An 18,334-nucleotide genomic window follows, 5' to 3' on the forward strand; every position below is an offset into this window, starting at 1 on the left:
CATCCTCCTTCTGCGGGGGCGTTGCCTTCGTTGTGGCGGGGGCTCGGTTTCCGATGGGGCAAGCGGAGGCGTTCAAGGGTTTCAGGCTGGTATTCTGTTGCGATTGGCGGGGGTTGTGGTCGTGGGGAAGTCGGTGGATGGTCAGCCGAGCGAGCGATCGGGATGGCTGGCGGGAGGCTCTTTGACGGATGATCCGTCGTGTCTGCCGTTCAAATTGCGTTTGTTAGCAATTGCTGGAGGGGAAGCGCATCACCCAAAACGATGGGAATGCTTCAGCTGGGGAAAAGTGCCAGGTCAAGGCCTTTCCCGGTTGCACGTGCTTCTCCTTTTGCCCGATAGGGGCGGCTTTGGATGCTAACAAACGCAATTTGAGCGACAAATCAGGGGGAGAGTTCGGGTTCTCGCTCCTGGATCACTAAAGGGAAGCGCCGTACGGTCGGTATCGAGTGGGAATGGATGGGTGAGCATGGAAACATGTCAAGGTGGCTCTCGGGAGTTGGGGGAGCGCAAAGGGCCGGTTTCCCGGCAAGATGGAGTGTCGCGGGCGCGTATGGCGGTTTTCGTGTGCCCGAGCCATGAAACGGCTTTGGATCTGTGGCGCCTATGGTCTCATTCGCATCCGCTCTCGGTGCGCGAGTTCCACCGGCGCAGTGCCAGCAAGGCAGCCGATTTGCCGGCATCCGTCTTTGCATCGTCAACGGCGCTGGGGTCGTGCGCCGCAACGGAGACGGAAGCCCGTCGGCTGTTGTCGGTTTCAGAGGCTTGCGGCGACAAGGGTGCTGGCTTCGGCGCATTGCCGGGAGAGTCCGATCTTATGAGACGGCTGCGGTGCGTCCTTGTCTACGACGGCAATTTCTGGAATGCTGCCGAGGTCCCGTGGGAGATGGGGGATGTCCGCGTTCACGTGGCGGCCCTCAGGCGGCCCGGCATGGCCAGCTCACGGGCGCTGCGGCTGCACCATTGCGCGGGGAAGATGCCCCGAGGCGCGCTTTTGAAGATATCCTCGCGGCTTTTGTTGTGCTCGCCTGAACTCGCGTTCGTTCAGATGGGTTCCCAGATGCCCTTCGGCGCGCTTGTTGCGCTGGGCTATGAGCTGTGCGGGTGCTACCCGTCCGTGCTGCGGGGCGGCCGCGTTGTGCGCAGGCCCTTAACGAACCCCGCGCGGCTTCGAGCATTTTGCGATCGGGTGAGCTCTGTAAAGGGGGTGAAAGCCGCCCGCGCGGCCGCTCGATTCATTATGGCGAAATCCGCCTCTGTCATGGAGACTGAACTGGCGGTCGTTCTGTCTCTGTCCAAGCGACGCGGGGGTTTGGGGTATACCGGGGCGCGGCTGAACGAGCTTGTGAAGCTCTCGCCCGGAGCTGCCCGTATCGCACGTTGTGCTGAACTTTCATGCGATATTCTGTGGCCTGACGCGAAGGTGGCCTTCGAATACGATAGCGCGCTTCACGTCGGCTCCGTCGACCAGATGGTGCGCGATGCGCGAAAGCGCGATGCCTTGGCGGCGAACGGCATCAAACTGTGGTCTGTCACGCACCGTCAGTTCGAAAGCATTCTCGAGTTCGAGGAGATTTCCGCTCGCGCTTTGCGCGGGCCGAGCGGCCCTCGGAAGCCGATGACGTCCGACCAGTTGACGCGTCACGGCATGCTGCGCCATGAAATAGCGGTGTTTCATCGTCGACGGTCTTCTGGTCGCCCGCTTTCTGCTCCGCGCGGCGATAGGGCGTCGCGGTTGCGGCGGCGCGGCGGCTCGGGAAGCTGAGAGTTGGGAATGGGCGAAGCGGCTGCAGAGAAGAATGATTGTCGGATGCGTTGCTAGATTCGCCCATGAAAGTGCGTTTGTTAGCAATTTTTGCCCGACCGCATCACTGCGGCGTCCTTTAAGGGCCGAGAAAGGGCTCGGAATTGGATGAAGAAAGCGACTGGAGGCGTCTCTGCCGCGCGTGCCGCGAGCAAGGATGCTAACAAACGCAATTTATGATGCGGATTTAGCCAAAAGTTCGACACTGGGGGTTTGAACGGCCGCGCGGGGCGGCTAAGGTGGGTGCCAAGAAGGAAAGGAGGCCGCTATGGCCGTTGAACTGGACGAGGAGCTGGCGCGTCGCGCCATGAAGAACGTGACGGCCCAGGCGGAGATGGCCTCGCTGCGCATCACCGAGGCCGCGCCCGGCCGCATCGCGTTCGACATCGATGTGCCCGCCACGGCGGCGAACTACCACGGCTCGGTGCACGGCGGTTTTCTGGCCACGCTTCTGGAGGTGGCGGCCGGCATGGTGGCCACGACGCTGGATCTGAACAACGTGGCGCTCACGAGCGCGGTGAACTTCATCAAGCGCGCGCCGGTGGGGCCGCTGACGGTGCGCTGCGAGGCCGCCCATGCGGGGCGCAGCACCATCGTCACCCACGGCCGGGTGGAGACGCGCGCGGGCAAGCTTCTGACCGAGGCCACCTTTACGCTGTTCGTGCTGCCGTCCGAGGCGTAGCGCGCGCACGCCCATCCCTGCAAACCCTGTGGAATTCCCTGGGTGATCTGCCCTGTATGGTAGAGTAAAACGGATTAACGCGAAGGTGCGCGTCCCGTTGTCGCGCAGGCTGCAATGCCTGCGAAACCACTGGGTCGGCCGCCCTTCGGAAACCGCATACGATACCGTAGGGAAAGAAGATACCGCCAATGGGATTTCTCTCTAAACTGCTCACCCTGGGCGAGGGCAAGCAGCTGAAGCGCTACCAGGCCCAAGTGGACAAGATCAACGCGCTGGAGCCTTCGTTCCAGGCGCTTTCCGACGAGGAACTGGCCGGCAAGACCGCCGAGTTCCGCGAGCGCTACCAGGCCGGCGAGAGCCTGGACGACCTGCTGCCCGAGGCCTTCGCCGCCGTGCGCGAGGCGTCGGTGCGCACCATCGGGTTGCGACACTTCGACGTGCAGCTGATCGGCGGCATGGCCTTGAACGAGGGGCAGATTGCCGAGATGAAAACCGGTGAAGGCAAGACGCTCGTGTCCACCTTGGCCGGCTACCTGAACGCCATTCCGGGCCACAACGTGCATATCGTGACGGTGAACGACTACCTGGCCCGCCGCGACTGCGAGTGGATGGGCCAGATCTATCGCTTCCTGGGCATGAAGACGGGCCTTATCCAGAACGGCATGCCGCCGGCGGCCAAGAAGCCCGCCTACGAGGCCGACGTCACCTACGGCACCAACTCGGAGTTCGGCTTCGATTACCTGCGCGACAACATGGTCACCCGCGGCAGCGCCCGGGTGCAGCGCGGCCACCACTTCGCCATCGTCGACGAGGTGGACTCCATCCTCATCGACGAGGCCCGCACGCCGCTCATCATCTCGGGCGCGGGCACTCAGGCGGCCGACACCTACAAGAAGTTCGCCCGCGTGATGCCGGGCCTGAAGCAGGGCGTCGACTTCGACATGGACGAGGCGAAGCGCACCATCAACGCCACCGAGAGCGGCCTGGAAAAAATCGAGGCTATGCTGGGCATCGAGAACATCTACGCCGATCCGTCCGGACAGCTGGCCAACCACTTGCAGCAGGCCCTGAAGGCCCAGTTCCTGTTCCATCGCGACGTTGACTACGTGGTGATGGACGGCGAGGTGAAGATCGTCGACGAGTTCACCGGCCGTATCATGGAGGGGCGCCGCTACTCCGAGGGCCTGCACCAGGCGCTGGAGGCCAAGGAGAAGGTGCTGGTGCGCGAGGAGAACCAGACGCTGGCCACCATCACGCTGCAGAACTACTTCCGCCTTTACGACAAGCTGTCGGGCATGACCGGTACCGCCATGACCGAGGACGCCGAGTTCCGCCAGATCTACAAGCTGCCCGTCATGGCCATTCCCCCGAACCGCCCCGTGGTGCGCAAGGACGAGAACGACCTGGTGTACCGCACCGTGGATGGCAAGTTCAACGCCGTGGCCGACGACATCGCCGCACGTCACGCCGCTGGCCAGCCCTGCCTCATCGGCACCGTGTCCATCGAGAACTCCGAGAAGCTGTCGCGCCTGCTTTCCAAGCGCGGCATTCCCCATGAGACCCTGAACGCGAAGCATCACGAGCGCGAGGCCCACATCGTGGCCCAGGCCGGTCGCCTGGGCGCCGTGACCATCGCCACCAACATGGCCGGTCGTGGTACCGACATCCGCCTGGGGGGCGATCCGGAGGTGCTCGCCGAGGATATGCTGCGCGAGCACGGCTTCGATCCCGATGCGCGTCCCGGCGACGAGGAGGCCCAGGGCCGCATTCCCTCCGAGCAGCAGCGGGCGGCCACCCTGGAGGCGGCGCGCGCTATCTGCGACGAGGAGCAGGAGCGCGTGAAGGCCGCCGGAGGCCTGTGCGTCATCGGCACCGAGCGCCACGAGTCGCGCCGTATCGACAACCAGCTGCGCGGTCGTTCCGGCCGTCAGGGCGATCCGGGCGTGACCCAGTTCTACCTGTCGCTGGAAGACGACCTGATGCGCCTGTTCGGCGGCTCGAAGATGGACTCTATCGCACACATGATGGAGAAGACCAACCAGGAAGACGACATGCCCATCCAGGCCGGCATGGTGTCCAAATCCATCGAGAGCGCCCAGCGCCAGGTGGAGAGCATGCACTTTGCCGCCCGTAAGAACGTGCTGGAATACGACGATGTGATGAACCTGCAGCGCAAGGCCATCTACGAGGAGCGCAACGCCATTCTGGACGGCAAGTCGATGACCGACCGCATCCCCGGCATCATCCGCGATGCCGTGGACGCCATCGTGGGGGAGTGCTGCCCCGATCGTACCGCGTCGGACGACTGGGACCTGAAGGCCATCGACCTGTGGGCCGCCAACATGTCGGGCTGCGGCGATTTCGCGGTGGAGAAGGTGGAGCACGACGACGATCCCGAGGCTGTGGCCGAGGCGCTCTACGAGTTTTTGGAGTGGATCTACGAGCAGAAGAGCGAGCAGCTGGGCGCCGAGCTGATGGAGAACCTGTCGGCCCAGGTGATGCTGCGCATCATCGACACCCGCTGGATGGCGCACCTGCAGGAGATGGACTACTTGAAGACCGGCATCGGCCTGCGCGCCTTCGGTCAGCGCGACCCGCTGGTGGAGTACAAGAACGAGGCCTACAACGCCTTCGAGAGCCTGACGAGCTCGATGTACGACGACTACCTGCGCACCCTGCTGCGCCTGGAGATCGCGGCGAAGCCCGCGCCGGGTGCAGCGGCTCCGGGGGCGGCCCCCGCATCGCCTTTGGGCGAGCAGGAAGACCCGCTCAACCGCAAGATGAGCTATTCTTCGCCGGAACAGGCCCTGGAAAGCTCGGCCATCCGCGGGCGCCATGCCGCGGCCAACATGCCCGGCCAGCCTCCCCGGCCCGCGCCGAGCAAGCCTCAGACCTTCGTGAAGGACAAGGAAGACCCTTACGCCAATGTGGGTCGCAACGACCCGTGCCCCTGCGGCTCGGGCAAGAAGTTCAAGAAGTGCCACGGCCAGAATTTGTAATTCCGTTTGCCCTGACGGGGCAAACGGATTACGCCGACGCTGCGGTTCCGACAGGTACCTGCAGTCCTGATCAGCAAGCTGTTCAGGACGCGCCCTCTCGGGCACATAAGCGGTGCTGAACAATTCGCCGGATTGTTCAGTGTTTCGGGCGCGGCGCGTATCGAAGTACGCTTGGCCCGAAGGCGGGGCAATTCCAGGCACCGGTCGGAACCTCGCTGACTCCCTTGGGCGAACCTGTGGTAGAGCAAAATGGAGATTATGGAAATAAGAGACATTCAAAAGGATATCGAGAAGGCGGCTTCCCGGGTGGAGGACGCCTTCTCCTTCCTGCGTATCGACGAGAAGCGCACCGAGCTTGCGAGTTTGGACGAGCAGGCGGCCGCGCCCGATTTCTGGAACGACGCGGATGCCGCCCAGGCCGTGAGCAAGAAGGCGGCGAACCTGCGCGCCACCATCGAGGACTACGAGCGGGCCTGCGGTCTTTTGGACGACGCGCAGACGGCGCTGGAGCTGGCCGGCGACGACGCGGCCTTCGCGGCCGAGGCTGAGGAAGCGGCCGGGGAACTGACGGCTCTGCTGGATGCGCTGGAGATAGAGTCCTGGTTCGCCGGCGAGTTCGACGCGGGCGACGCCATCCTCACGGTGAACCCGGGCCAGGGCGGCCTTGAGGCCCAGGACTGGACCGAGATGCTCTACCAGATGTACGTGCACTACGCCGAGGACAAGGGCTGGAAGGTGACGGTGCTCGATTTGGTGCCCGGCGAGGGCATCGGGCTCGACAAGGCAACGATCCAGATAGAGGGCCGCTACGCCTACGGCATGCTGCGCAGCGAGATCGGCATTCACCGTTTGGTGCGCATCAGCCCCACCGACGCGAAGAAGCGCCGCCAGACCACCTTCGCTTCCGTGGAGGTGCTGCCCGTGCTTACCGACGACATCGAGGTGGATCTGAACCCCGCCGACGTGCGTGTGGACGTGTACCGTTCCAGCGGCCCGGGCGGCCAGTGCGTGAACACCACCGACTCGGCCGTGCGGCTCACCCACGAGCCCACGGGCATCGTGGTCACCTGCCAGAACGAGAAGAGCCAGCTGCAGAACAAGGAGGCCGCCTTCCGCGTGCTGCGCGCCAAGCTGTACGAGCTGGAGGAGCGCAAGCGCGCCGAAGAGCTGGACGAGCTGCGCGGCGAGCGACGGGACAACTCCTTCGGCAGCCAGATTCGCAACTACGTGCTGTTCCCCTACCAGCTGGTGAAGGACTTGCGCAGCGGCGTTGAGACGGGAAATGTGGACGCCGTGCTCGGCGGCGCCCTGGAACCCTTTGTCATCGGGTATCATACGTGGAGAGTATCGAACCAGTAGCGTTTCGACCTGCGGTGAACTGCCGGCTTTTCTGCGTGGTATACTGAACACAGTGAACACAAGGATCACTGTGAGTGCTAGGAGGCTGCCATGTCTGCAACCATGACCGTCCGCCCTCCCCAAGAGATTCAAGATCGTTATGCCGCTTTGGCACGGGCAACTGGTCGCCCTCGCTCCTTCTACATCAATAGGGCGTTAGAGGATTCCATCGACGAGCTTGAGGAGATCTACGGGGTTCTCCACGATTTGGAGGAATACCGCGCCGGTCGCCTGAAGGCCTTATCGGCCGATGAGGCGAGGAGTGCCTGTGGCTTATAGCGTTGAGTATCTGCCGCGCGCGGTCAAGAGCTTGAAGAAACTTGACAAAGGGGTTGCCGGGCGCATTTTCGACGCTATGGACGAGGTGGCGCGTCTTGATGATCCGCGATCTCAGGGAAAAGGTCTGACAGGTCCCTTGTCGGGCCTTTGGCGCTATCGCGTGGGCGACTATCGCATCATATGCGACATCCGCGATGGCGAGCTCGTTGTGCTGGTGGTGGAAGTCGCCCATCGAAGCCGCATCTACCGCCGCCACTAGGCTATTCGCTTGATCTTTTGACGGTGTCATTTGGGGGTCTAATGCCGAAATCAGATGGCTTGTTAGACATGGGGCTCATCTCGGCATTATAGGCATGAGATGAGCCCCGGCGCGTTAGGCGTCGACACCCAAGTTTCGATAGGTGTCATCAATGCCGAAATATCTGAGGAACTTGTCGTATTCATCGGTAGTGAGTCGGTAGTTTTCCCAGGCATGGCTGCCCCCGAACGCGCGGATTTTTTGCTCCACCTCGTTTTGGTCGAGGGGGAACGTGTTGGTGAATTCATAGAATGCGGTGTACCCGTCGAAATCGAATGTTCTTGCGCTGATGGGTAATCCATCGAGAGGAGTGTCTTCCAATTGTTCCCGACGGGCATTGTCTCTTGCGCAAATAGTAGAGAAGTATCTCATAACATAGTTAGCGTCCTTGAAGTTTTTAGCCAAGAGGAGCACTTTGATCCAGCCCCAAAGGACATCGGTGTCGAAAATGGAATCAAGGGAGCATGCAGCCATATACAGCTCATTGGCCCTTTGTAGATTCCCTTTGCGCTTCTCTTTTGTAGCGATTGTCGCCAAATCTCGCATTTTGCCGAGGTCGGTTTTCTGTTTTTCCGATATATCTGCGGCATCGCAAAGGACGCTGCGACTTGGAAGGAAAGAGGCGGAATACTCATCGTTGATGAGTTTATTCATGCGGTTTGCGAGCTCATTCCTTATGGGATCGATGTTTATTTCAAGAGATGGTGCTTCATAGCGCGGGGCAAGGAGTGCGGATGCCATTTGTTCGTCATGAAGCGAACGGGCAATATCGAGAGGAGTTTTCCCTTGGAGGTTTTTGTGCTGGAGATCTGAACCGGCTAAACGAAGAAAGTAGGAGGCTTCATAATCGCGGCAAACGATTGAGCCAACAATAGGAAGGTCTTCGTCGGCATCGGGTTTGTTGGGGTTGGCGCCATGGGACATGAGGAGATCCATGATCGCTATATTGGCGGCTACGACCATCGGCGGTCCTACGGGGGTGATTGCGTTCGGATCAGCTCCGGCATCAAGTAAAGTGGCCGCAATGGAGTAGTCGCTGTTCTGCGCTGCGAGTCCCAGAGCCGTTTCGCCATTGGCTTGGGCGAAGTTGGGATCCGCTCCCGCTTTAAGGAGAATATCGAGAATTTCCTGGCTTCTTTGGCGCGCTGCTTCGACAATCGGCGTCACGATGGTGTTGTTGTAGGTGTCACGCTCATTGACGTTGGCGCCAGCTGCGATTGCCTTGGCGACAAGTTGGGAATCACCGAGCATGATTGCCTTTGCCAGGGAGGGGGGCAGGCCGGCTTCCTGGCGAATATTGTCATCCATGAGTGCGAAATCGCGCAGGACTGATGATCTTGCTAGGAGGGTCTCAAGATCGCCAGGACGCGAAGCGTTTTCGAGAAAGGCGGCGACGGAGTAATGACCGTACCGTTCAGCGTTGGATGAGGGGGTGCCGCCCGCTTTGTTTGCAATGGAGGGGTCGGCCCCGTGGGCTAGAAGGCACCTTACCGTGCTGAGATGACCTTCTTCTGCGGCATTCAGAAGAGCCGTGCAGTTCTTGGGTGTGACCTGGTTTATGTCGGCTCCGTGGGCGATAAGGTCCTCGACAATGCGATAATAGCCGCTTTCGGCTGCGGTGTAGAGGGGGAAGAGTCCGTTGTGCACACGGGCATTTGGGTCTGCCCCGGCCTCCAAGAGCAGGTGAGCGATATCCTCATATCCACGAAGGCACGCATGATATAAGTTTGTCATGCCAGGTCTTACGGCTGGGATGATGGCGGCATCGTGGGAGGAAATATGATAGGGAATTGTGAGGGAGTCGGTGAAGCTGCGCTCGTTCGGATCATTCCCTTGGCGTAGCAGCATCAATGTTGTCTCTGCATCGTTTTGGCTTACAGCGGAAAAAAGTGCGGTCGCTTCGGGATCGAGAGATCGATAAAGCCAACGATAGGCGGCGCTGTTCCCCGTCTCTCTGCAGGTGGCATAGCAATCCACCAGGGCGAAGAGATCAGGGCGGTTCTGAGCTTGCGCGAGAGCGATGGCACTTTGACCTGAATTGGTTTCTGCGAGAGGGTTGGCCCCCACCATCAGGAGCATCTCAGCAAGGGAAAGGCGGTCGGTATCCTCTGAGAGATCGCTGGAATCCCCGTCGCTGAGAGTCGGTCCTCCGATCGCATAGTGCAGAAGCGTCAGCCCCCTCTCGTCCCGTATGGCGGCCATTTTTCTCAGAACGAGGGGAGGGATCGATCTCGCCGCGTTGCACATGCCGTTCTGGAAGATCGTTCGATATAGTTTCCAGTCCATCAGATCATGGGCGTTGAGAAAGGCCCCGGCGCCAAGGAGCTCGTCGCACTCGGTATGCGGATCGAGCCATTGCTGAGAAGCGTTCCAAGGAGGGATTTCCCTGAAGCGAGGGAAGCGTTGACTCCCTCGTTGGCATCGAGGGTTGTTGCTGACTTTGATTGCGGGATCTTGTTCTCGCAAGTGCTGGGTTTGCCGGTGTCGATCGAGGATTTCTCTTCGGAAAAGGTACTAGGCGATACGTTGTCGAGATTGTCGTCAGAGTTGTTTTTCAGTTTATCGAAAAGGGTGGAAAGTAGCTTCATGGTGAGCCTCCTTATCGGATTGGGTATTGCTCGGAAAAGTCCTGATCATTTCACAAATTCGGGATAGAGCTTGCTCAGCAACTCCGGGGGTCTTCCGTCGTAGCGGATGTAGAGGCGCTTGCGGGCGCGGGTGCAGTTCACATAGAGGAGGCGGGCCTCGGCATCCTCGTCTTCCTCCGTCGCGTGCTGGTAATCGATGATCACGTTGTCGAATTCGAGGCCCTTGCCGCCCTTCACGCCGAGGATGTAGAGGCCGGGATCGAGGATGTTCCCGCGACGGGGGTCGATGGGCGCGAGACCTTCCGTCCGCGTTCGCTCCGTCCAGTACGAGCTGTTGCCGATGATGGCGACGTTTTCCGCTGGGGCGACGTTGCGCAGATGTTGGGCAATGCGCAAAACCTTCTCATCGGAGGCATTGAGCACGAACACTTTTTCATAGTCGGTGTCGTACACGCTCCCGTCTCCGAGCAATCGACGTGCAAACGCCTCGATGGCCTCGCTGTTTCGCTTGTTCTCGGTGAGCTTGATCGTGTAGCCGCGGGAGTTCGAATCGAGCTCCTTCCAGGTGAAGTCGCGCTGGTAGATCTTCTGATTTTCATCGCCGGATATATAAACGCGGCTTTTTTCGTCGGCTCGCAGTTGCAGAAGCAACTTGATCGATCGGATGGAGAAATCCTGTACCTCGTCAATGGCGATGGCGTCATAAGAGGGAAGCGATTGCGATGTCTGCAGCCGCTTGGTTGCCTGTTCGATCGTGTAGAGTTGCTTTTTCTCTAAAAGGAGGCGGTAGGCTTCCCATACCTCCAGAATGATGTGGCGGACGGTTTCGTTTGGTCGTCTCTTCGTGCCTCGCCCTGTGCGGGGAGAAGTTGGGTAATTGCGGCCGGCGGTCCGGGGGTTTTCGTAGCGGGCCTCAAGCCAGAGTATCTCGTCGTTCACCCATTCGACGTTTTCCGCTGAACTTCCGTCGAGATAGTAGGCCCCTCGCGCCTCGGGGTGCTTTGCAGACACCGTGGCCATGGCTTCCTGCACCAGAGGGCGGGCGGTCTGATCGTAGATGATGTTCCAGTAGCGGTAGTTGCCCGGCAACCCTTCCCGCGGGTAGCGGACGTCGTGGGCAAAGGGCGCGAGGTGCTCGTAGCCCTCATCAGGATTGACGCGCACAAGCTGGTTGATGTACTTGTCGTAGTGGGTAACCTCGATGGCGCGGCCCTCATCCGGGAACTGTGCCATCAGATTGCGCACGTGCTGGGCGAGTCCTCGGTTGAAGCAGACGAAGAGCCCCCTTCGCTCTCGCTTTCCAAAAAGCGAGGTCTGCCCGTCTTCTCGAATATCGGAAATGAGCTTGGCTATGAGGCAGAGGGTCTTGCCTGTTCCAGCCCCTCCTGACACCTGGAGGATGTTGGTGGTTGTTTTGGCGTTGCGGGGGAAGGCCATGACATCGAATTGGCTATCGGTTGCACGTCCTCTGCCCTTGAGGAGCTTCTCTACGAAATCGTGCTCGCTGAGTATTTCGCGAATGCGGTGCTCGGCCGCTGCCGCCCGCGTCTGTGCCTCGCACGCGGTTTGGCGAAGGTCGTCGAGCATGGCATCGGTTCGGGCGAAGAGCTGCTCTTGTGCGACAGCCTCCTCGCTGCCCTCGTCTGCGATGCCGTACTCCGCTTCAAGTTCCTCGACTTGTTGAACGAGATGGGCGAAAGCGGCCAGGCGCCCACTCTGCTCTTTCTGCTGTTTCTGAATGATCGTGGCGGTCTGGCGGATTTCCTTCTCGATGGAGGAATCTCCGCTGAGGAGGGCCGCCGTTCGCGCTGTTTTCCTCATCGACGCCAGTTCCTCATCGGATCGGATGAGGAACAGCTCGTCGTTGACGACGCGCGCCGTCCTCTCGTTATGAGGGGCGATCCCGAGATCGACCACGAGGGCGCGGAGGATGTCGTCGAGGAGCTCGAGCACCATGTTCGCGTCGATGACCTTGATGGTGGCTGACCCGTGAGCGCCTCGGTTTCCCTTGGTGCGCACCTCATTGAATTTGTAGAACAGCGTGTTGTCGATGAGACCCTCGTCGTGGGCGTATTCAATTTTATCGACGAGGCTTGCGCGCTTTACCCCTGCATCGTCGATAAGGCTGTCGACGATGTTTTCCACGGCCTTGCGGCATCCTACGGCGACGGAGTCGGGATCGTCGATGCCCTGCTTGCGCCATATCGCTATCTTCTTCATCAGGCCGTTGAATCCGATGCGCTGCTCAAGGGCGTCGCCGTGCTCGGGTAGGTAGTCGAAATAGCGAGGTTCTATCTGCATGGAAGTTCCTTCCCGGCTAGCACACCATTGTGGCAATGAGGATGATGGCTTCGAGAACGGCAATGGTAACGGTGCCGATAAAGATGAGCTTGAGTCGGCGCCCGTTGTCCGCGATGGGGGCAGAGAGCGAATCTTCGAGCGCGGCAATGCGCTTGGCGAGCACGCCGGCTTCGTGGGAGAAGTCCTCGCTGAGCGATTGGACGCGCGATGCCAGGTCGTTTTTGCTTTGCAGCAAATCGGTCTGCACCTTATCTCGGAAGATCTCGCCGTTCTTGAGCGTGGTGCGATGGAACTCTTCCTGGGCTTCAAGAAGGGCGACGTTGCGCTCAGATTCTGCCGCAATGAAATCCCCGAGAGTCTCGTGGAACTCGGCGGCTCTTGCGCCCTGCTCATCGAGGAAGGCTTCCGATTTCTCCGTCATGGTGTCGATTTTTCCCAAAGCGCTCGCGCTGACGACGGCCGCTGCCTTTGACGCCTCCTTGCTCAGTTGGATGGCTTCTTCCAGCTGGGTGGTCGCTGCTTCGATTGCATTCTGGAGATGATCGGCTTCTTCATCAAGGCTATCGATGATCTCGTTGAGCCGATCTATGCGGGCCTTACTATCGGTCATGATGGCTCCTTCCCCATGTTCTTTCCAGTCTGTCAAGAGATTCTTCCAACAGGTAGGCGAGGGTCGCGCTGTCGCCGAGAAGTTGGTAGGCGCGATGGGCTTGCTGGGGCATGATGGCCGTGATGGCCTCTCCCAGCACATCCCGAGATCGCTCAGGCGCGCGAGCGGCCAGTTCGAGTGTGCACGCGAGCAGGTTGCCGGTGTCGAGGTGCGGGTAGTCGGAGAGCTTCTCGAACACAAAGGAAAGCTGGTCGCGTATCTCCCAGGCGGTGCATTCGCCGGAAAGGAGGTGGCTCATCATCGCCGTCCATTCGAGCCCGATGTCTCCGTGGTTGCTCTCGCGATAGCGATCGCAGAGCGGAACGAGGTCGGCTATTTGATCGTGCGTTTTCAAGACGGCTACACGCTCCGTCGGATCGTCGGTAGGCTGGAGGGTGTAGAAGATATCGACCCAGGGCTGGAAGCTCCGCTGAGAACCCACGATGAGGTCGAGCTGGTTGCCTATGTCGGTGTTGAGCTTGAAATAGCGGTTGATATAGTTCCGCATCTCCTCCTCGGAGCGATTGGACTCGCAGAGTGCCAGCATGTTGCCGATGGCGCGCCGCCGGTTGAACACGATATGGTCGTTCGTCCATTTGAGCAGCGCGTCGATGAGGCCGAAGAATCTTTTTCCAGGAAGGGCCCGCTGGTAATCTGCCGCATAGGGGGCGAAGGAGGGGTGCGGGTCGTCAAAGGACACGGGCGCGCTGCTATGGCGTCCGATGTAGTCCTCTACGGCTTTCTTCGCGCGCGTCTCGAGATCGCCTTCCCAGTGGTTCATGCGGACGTTGAATACGCGATGGCGGTGTTCGACGGTCCAGTCCTCGACGATGTCCATGATGGCAAGTCGATAGAGAGCCCGCTCTACTTTGCCTCGCGAGTGGGGCCCGAGGCTGTTGAAGTCGATGGGGGCGATCCCGCTGGTGTCCTCTCCGTGCACCAATGCCTTGTAGATCGAGAAGACGTGCCCCTTCTCCTCTTCGATGCCATCGTGGTTGAGTGACCAGAGATGGAAAAGCGTGCTGAGATCCCCGCGCAAGGTGTTTTGCATCGCCTTGATTTCCTCGACGGTCGTGTTTGCCGCGAAGAGCCGCTCAGTACGCTTCGCGTCGGGATCCGGCACGTAAAGGATGTAGCAATCGGACTGGTTGCGCGACGGATCGTTGCTGCGGCCGGCACGACCCGCCTCTTGGTAGAAGGCCTCGATTGACCAAGGCAGACCGCTGTGGATGGTGTAGCGAACATTGGGCTTGTCGACGCCCATGCCGAAGGCCTTCGTTGCGACCATGACCGTGAACTTGTTGTCGAGGTAGTCTCTTTGGATGCCCCCGCGTTCATCGCCTCGATCGGCATGGTAAGCGTCGGCCGAGATGTTGTTCGCGATCAGATGCTCGAGGATCTCCTTGCAGCCCGTGCCAGGGAAACGCGCATTCTTCTTCGTGTTGGCGAAAATAATGCCGCAGACCGAATCATCGCCGTTGGGCTCGAAGATGGAGTCGAGGCCGCTTGCCTGACGGTGGTGTTCGTTCAACTCGTCGAGGACGGAGTCGATGGCACCAAGGCGGTTTCCCCCTTCGACCCTTTTGATGTGGTAGGTGAGCTCGCTGCGATCGAGCGTTTCGGCTGTCTGGATGTCGCTGTTCCTCACTCCCAGCTCTGCCTTGAGGTCAGCAAGCACGTTGAACGAGGCGGTGGCGGTGAGGCCTAGCAAAAGGGCGTGAGGACAGAACTTCTTAATGGTTTCCGGCAGCTTGAGGTAAGAGACCCTGAAATCGTGTCCCCATTCGGACAGGCAATGGACCTCGTCGATGACGGCGTAGCCGTAGTTCATGGCCGAGGCGATGCTGGACAGCTGGTTGCGGAACTCGGCGATCTGGAAGCGCTCGGGCGATACCCAGATGATCTGGTGCCTCCCCGATCCGAATCCGTGGGTGACAGCGTGTTTATCATCGCTGTTCATCTGGCCGTCGATACGCGTCGCGCGTGTGATGCCGAAGTTGGCGAGATTTCTCTCCTGGTCTTGGATGAGCGAGACAATGGGGCAAACGACGAGGCTGATGCAGGGTTGCAGCAGGCAGGCCATTTGGTAGCAGATCGACTTGCCTGATCCGGTGGGCAAGATTCCCAGGGTCGGGTTTCGGGCGAGGGCCTTCCTGATAATACCCTCTTGCCCCGACCTGAAGCTGTCGAACCCAAAGAGCCGTTTGAGGAAAAAACGAAGAGCGCGGCTCACGGGTTCGCGGCGGGACTCTCCGAGGGTGTCGTAGGCGAGGGCTGGTGCGCAGGCGACGGTGAAGTAGTTGCGGTTCTCGAAGTAATCACTTCGCGCATAGACGACATTCGGGGCGCACTCCGCTTCCGACCAGCAGCCTAGAATGCCGATGTCAAGCTCGACCGCCGGCCTCTCCCGGGTGATGGTCAGAAGGGGGCGCTGGAAATCTCGGTTGAGAAGGAGGCAGAGATTGTCCACCATATCGCAGATATCCTCAAAGGCCGCCGCGGTGATGGACGGCATGGTGTCGGAGAGGGCGTCGCTCGATGCCGCAATACGCCATTCGGGATCTCGTAAATCAAGAACGCCTGTTCGCATAAGCTGCAAGAGCGCCATCTGGGTGCGCAGGAGCAATTCGTAGGATGCGGCCCGCTGCCACTCGATCTCGTGCCCGATTTTCTCCCAATCGTAAGTCAGCACATCGTCCTCCAAACGATCTGCAAGCTGTGCAATTGCGCTGACAATGATGTCCGCTGGGCAATCGACCTCAGGGGTGGGGATGCGAACGGTTTCGATGCCCTGCTGGCGAAGGTAGGCGTCGCGCCGCTGATCGAGGCGTTGCTGGTCGGGCTCCCTGTGCTGGGCGCCGTCTATCTCTATGACAAGTTTGGCGCGGGGGCAATAAAAGTCGACCTGCTGATTGGCGAAGGAGGGATCACAAGGGGTAATGATTGCTTCAAGCGGTGCTTCCGGAAGGATGAACGATGCGATGTAACGACGCTCGGGAGGAAGGAGCCGGGGCAGAACCTCTGTGAAGAAACGAAGAGCCGGATTGTGCGCCCGGTCAACAGCGCCTTTGATGGACTCATCCCACTGCGGGCGTGCGAGAGAGGTGAACAATCGGAAGTCGCCCTTGACGCGAGGGCTTCCGAGTGTCTCTAAAATGCGCGTCGGGGGGGGGTGGGCGTTCCTCGCTGAATAAGATTTTGGATGATGCAGGCGATGGGGTAGAAGGGGTTGTCGACGGCATCTTGACGCGGACAGCCGATAATGGTGAAGGGGCTACTAGGACATATATAGGAGGAGTTGAAGAATCGCTTAGCGGAAACGTCCACTATCTCACTCCTCTGCATGGCTCGAAAATCATATCTTCTCTGCGCAAGAATAGAGGAGATATGACATTTTAGCAACAGAAGCTCCCGGCCATCGGCGATAAAATATGTGATCAGGTTGCACGGAGCGAGCCGCGGTTAAGTTTGATACGCTACAATACACATATTTGCACTTCAACGGGAAAGGTTGCCTCATGGATACGGCGCAGCTGGTGGCGAAGGCCACCGACATCCGCAGGGATATTCTGACCATGATCACGGAGGCGGGCAGCGGGCACCCGGGCGGGTCGCTCTCGTGCACCGATATCCTCACCGCGCTGTATTTCGGCGGCGTGATGGACTACGATGCCGCCGAGCCGAAGAAGGTCGGCCGCGACCGCTTCATCTTGGCCAAGGGCCATGCGGCACCGGCGCTGTACGCCACCCTGGCCCATGCGGGATACTTTCCCGTGGACGAGCTGAACACCCTGCGCAAGCTGGGCACCCGTTTGCAGGGCCATCCCGATTCCAACTTGCTGCCCGGTGTGGAGGTGTCCACCGGCTCGCTCGGCCAGGGGCTTTCCGTGGCGTCGGGTCTTGCTGCCGGCCTGCGCCTTTCCGGTGAGGACGGCGTGGTGTTCACCGTGCTCGGCGACGGCGAGTGCGAGGAGGGCCAGGTGTGGGAGGCCGCCATGTTCGCCGCCCATCAGAAGCTGGGACGTTTGGTGGCCATTGTGGACAACAACGAGCTGCAGATCGACGGCTGCATCCACGACGTGTGCGACCCGGGCGACTTGGGCGAGAAGTTCGCCGCCTTCGGCTGGGACGTGGTGCGCGTGGACGGCCACGACGTGGACGCGCTCGTGAAGCTGCTGGGCGGTTTGAAGGCCGCAGCGCAGCCCGAGGGCGCGCCGGTGGCCGTCATCGCCAAGACGGTGAAGGGCAAGGGCGTCTCCTTCATGGAGAACCAGGCCGGCTGGCACGGCAAGGCGCCCAAGCCCGAGGAATTGGAACGTGCTCTGGCGGAGCTGTCCGCCGCGGTGGAATAGGAGGCCCGTCATGGTGAAACTCGCAAGCGCTGACGTCGCTGCCCAGAAGAAGGCCACCCGCGCCGCCCTGGGCGCCACCTTGGCCGAGCTGGCCGATGAGGGCGTGCCGGTGGTGGCGGTGGACGCCGATCTGACCGGCTCTACGACGATGAAGAAGCTGGCCGACGCGGGATATGCCGAGCGCCTGTTCAACTGCGGCATCGCCGAGCAGAACATGGTGGACGTGGCCGCGGGCCTGTCGCTTGCCGGCAACGTGGCCTTCACCGGCTCCTTCGCCGTGTTCGGCACCGGCCGCGCCTACGACCAGATTCGCAACACCGTGTGCTATTCCAACCTGAACGTGAAGATCACCCCCACCCATGCCGGCATCTCGGTGGGCCCCGACGGCGGCAGCCACCAGATGCTGGAGGATGTGGCGCTGATGCGGGGACTGCCCGGCATGCGCGTGCTGGTGCCGGCCGATTACGCCGCCGCCCGCGCGGCTATCAAGCTGGCCGCCGCCGCGCCCGGTCCGGTGTACGTGCGCATGGGCCGTGCGGCGGTGCCCTGCGTCTACGACGACGATGTGCAGCTGGAAATCGGGGCTGCCTACGTGCTGCGCGAGGGAACTGACGCCACCATCGTGGCCAACGGCGTGGAGATTCGCGAGGCGCTGGTTGCCGCCGAGCAGCTGGCGGCCGAGGGTGTGTCTGTAGAGGTCATCGACGCGTTCTCGGTGAAGCCGCTGGACGCGGACACCATCGGCGCGTCGCTGGCGAAGACCGGTTGCGCCGTGGTGGCTGAGGAGCATGCCGTGACCGGCGGCCTGGGCTCCGCTGTGGCCGAGCTGGCTGCCGCCACCGCTCCGGTGCCCCTGGAATTCGTGGGCGTGCGCGACCGTTTCGGCAAGTCCGGCGAGTTCGAAGAGCTGCTGGCCTACTTCTCCATCGACGCCGCTTCCATTGTTGAAGCTGTGAAAAAAGCCGTGGCACGCAAGGCCCTCTGATA

13 protein-coding genes are annotated in these 18,334 nt (G+C 60.7%); 8 read left to right on the forward strand and 5 right to left on the reverse strand.

The annotated features are described in order from the left end of the window. Positions 1-550 precede the first annotated feature (550 nt). The 6 genes from VIN30_RS09445 to VIN30_RS09470 all read left to right on the forward strand — a co-directional run bounded on the left by VIN30_RS09445 (position 551) and on the right by VIN30_RS09470 (position 7,418). Positions 551-1,762, forward strand: a complete 1,212-nt coding sequence (locus VIN30_RS09445) for a hypothetical protein (RefSeq protein ID WP_338211113.1) — start codon at positions 551-553, stop codon at positions 1,760-1,762. Positions 1,763-2,069: 307 nt separating this feature from the next. After that, positions 2,070-2,483 (forward strand): PaaI family thioesterase, encoded by a 414-nt coding sequence (locus VIN30_RS09450; RefSeq protein WP_326424141.1) that lies wholly within the window; start codon positions 2,070-2,072, stop codon positions 2,481-2,483. A 188-nt stretch (positions 2,484-2,671) separates the two neighbouring features. Continuing rightward, positions 2,672-5,482, forward strand: a complete 2,811-nt coding sequence (secA, locus tag VIN30_RS09455; protein ID WP_338211115.1) for a preprotein translocase subunit SecA — start codon at positions 2,672-2,674, stop codon at positions 5,480-5,482. 258 nt (positions 5,483-5,740) lie between these two features. Continuing rightward, complete coding sequence (gene prfB / locus VIN30_RS09460) at positions 5,741-6,841, forward strand: peptide chain release factor 2 (RefSeq protein ID WP_338211117.1); 1,101 nt, start codon at positions 5,741-5,743, stop codon at positions 6,839-6,841. A gap of 90 nt (positions 6,842-6,931) precedes the next feature. Next, a complete protein-coding gene (relB, locus tag VIN30_RS09465; RefSeq protein WP_326424144.1) occupies positions 6,932-7,159 on the forward strand; it encodes a type II toxin-antitoxin system RelB family antitoxin in 228 nt (75 codons plus the stop codon). Next, a complete protein-coding gene (locus VIN30_RS09470; protein ID WP_326424145.1) occupies positions 7,149-7,418 on the forward strand; it encodes a type II toxin-antitoxin system RelE family toxin in 270 nt (89 codons plus the stop codon). The genes relB and VIN30_RS09470 overlap by 11 nt, the downstream gene beginning before the upstream one ends. Positions 7,419-7,532: 114 nt before the next feature. On the opposite strand, the gene VIN30_RS09475 is transcribed toward VIN30_RS09470, so the two are convergent. From VIN30_RS09475 to VIN30_RS09495, 5 genes are read right to left on the reverse strand one after another with little or no spacing between them, the layout of a single operon-like run. After that, complete coding sequence (locus tag VIN30_RS09475) at positions 7,533-9,743, reverse strand: ankyrin repeat domain-containing protein (protein WP_338211120.1); 2,211 nt, start codon at positions 9,741-9,743, stop codon at positions 7,533-7,535. After that, complete coding sequence (locus VIN30_RS09480) at positions 9,743-10,045, reverse strand: hypothetical protein (protein WP_338211122.1); 303 nt, start codon at positions 10,043-10,045, stop codon at positions 9,743-9,745. Before VIN30_RS09480 ends, VIN30_RS09475 begins: the two co-directional genes overlap by 1 nt. A gap of 45 nt (positions 10,046-10,090) precedes the next feature. Continuing rightward, positions 10,091-12,346, reverse strand: a complete 2,256-nt coding sequence (locus tag VIN30_RS09485; protein WP_338211124.1) for a DUF4145 domain-containing protein — start codon at positions 12,344-12,346, stop codon at positions 10,091-10,093. A 16-nt stretch (positions 12,347-12,362) separates the two neighbouring features. After that, on the reverse strand, positions 12,363-12,956 hold the full coding sequence (locus VIN30_RS09490; protein ID WP_338211126.1) for a hypothetical protein: 594 nt from the start codon (positions 12,954-12,956) through the stop codon (positions 12,363-12,365). Next, positions 12,946-16,107, reverse strand: coding sequence for a RecQ family ATP-dependent DNA helicase (locus VIN30_RS09495; protein ID WP_338211128.1), 3,162 nt, complete (start codon positions 16,105-16,107; stop codon positions 12,946-12,948). The genes VIN30_RS09490 and VIN30_RS09495 overlap by 11 nt, the downstream gene beginning before the upstream one ends. A gap of 406 nt (positions 16,108-16,513) precedes the next feature. On the opposite strand from VIN30_RS09495, the gene VIN30_RS09500 reads away from it, so the two are divergent. Then, positions 16,514-17,347 (forward strand): transketolase, encoded by an 834-nt coding sequence (locus VIN30_RS09500; protein WP_338211130.1) that lies wholly within the window; start codon positions 16,514-16,516, stop codon positions 17,345-17,347. A gap of 10 nt (positions 17,348-17,357) precedes the next feature. Next, the gene (locus tag VIN30_RS09505; RefSeq protein ID WP_338211132.1) at positions 17,358-18,332 is read left to right on the forward strand and encodes a transketolase family protein; all 975 of its coding nucleotides are present in this window, start codon (positions 17,358-17,360) and stop codon (positions 18,330-18,332) included. The last annotated feature ends 2 nt before the right edge of the window (positions 18,333-18,334 follow it).

The sequence above is a fragment of the Adlercreutzia wanghongyangiae genome (assembly GCF_035989245.1).
In the GTDB taxonomy this organism is placed as follows: Bacteria; Actinomycetota; Coriobacteriia; order Coriobacteriales; family Eggerthellaceae; genus Adlercreutzia; species Adlercreutzia wanghongyangiae.

Excerpts from the sequence above, each read along its gene's own strand:
- VIN30_RS09445 (WP_338211113.1), top strand. The coding sequence starts at position 551 with ATGGCGGTTTTCGTGTGCCCGAGCCATGAAACGGCTTTGGATCTGTGG.
- VIN30_RS09450 (WP_326424141.1), top strand. The coding sequence starts at position 2,070 with ATGGCCGTTGAACTGGACGAGGAGCTGGCGCGTCGCGCCATGAAGAAC.
- secA (WP_338211115.1), top strand. The coding sequence starts at position 2,672 with ATGGGATTTCTCTCTAAACTGCTCACCCTGGGCGAGGGCAAGCAGCTG.
- prfB (WP_338211117.1), top strand. The coding sequence starts at position 5,741 with ATGGAAATAAGAGACATTCAAAAGGATATCGAGAAGGCGGCTTCCCGG.
- relB (WP_326424144.1), top strand. The coding sequence starts at position 6,932 with ATGTCTGCAACCATGACCGTCCGCCCTCCCCAAGAGATTCAAGATCGT.
- VIN30_RS09475 (WP_338211120.1), bottom strand. The coding sequence starts at position 9,743 with ATGGACTGGAAACTATATCGAACGATCTTCCAGAACGGCATGTGCAAC.
- VIN30_RS09480 (WP_338211122.1), bottom strand. The coding sequence starts at position 10,045 with ATGAAGCTACTTTCCACCCTTTTCGATAAACTGAAAAACAACTCTGAC.
- VIN30_RS09485 (WP_338211124.1), bottom strand. The coding sequence starts at position 12,346 with ATGCAGATAGAACCTCGCTATTTCGACTACCTACCCGAGCACGGCGAC.
- VIN30_RS09490 (WP_338211126.1), bottom strand. The coding sequence starts at position 12,956 with ATGACCGATAGTAAGGCCCGCATAGATCGGCTCAACGAGATCATCGAT.
- VIN30_RS09500 (WP_338211130.1), top strand. The coding sequence starts at position 16,514 with ATGGATACGGCGCAGCTGGTGGCGAAGGCCACCGACATCCGCAGGGAT.
- VIN30_RS09505 (WP_338211132.1), top strand. The coding sequence starts at position 17,358 with ATGGTGAAACTCGCAAGCGCTGACGTCGCTGCCCAGAAGAAGGCCACC.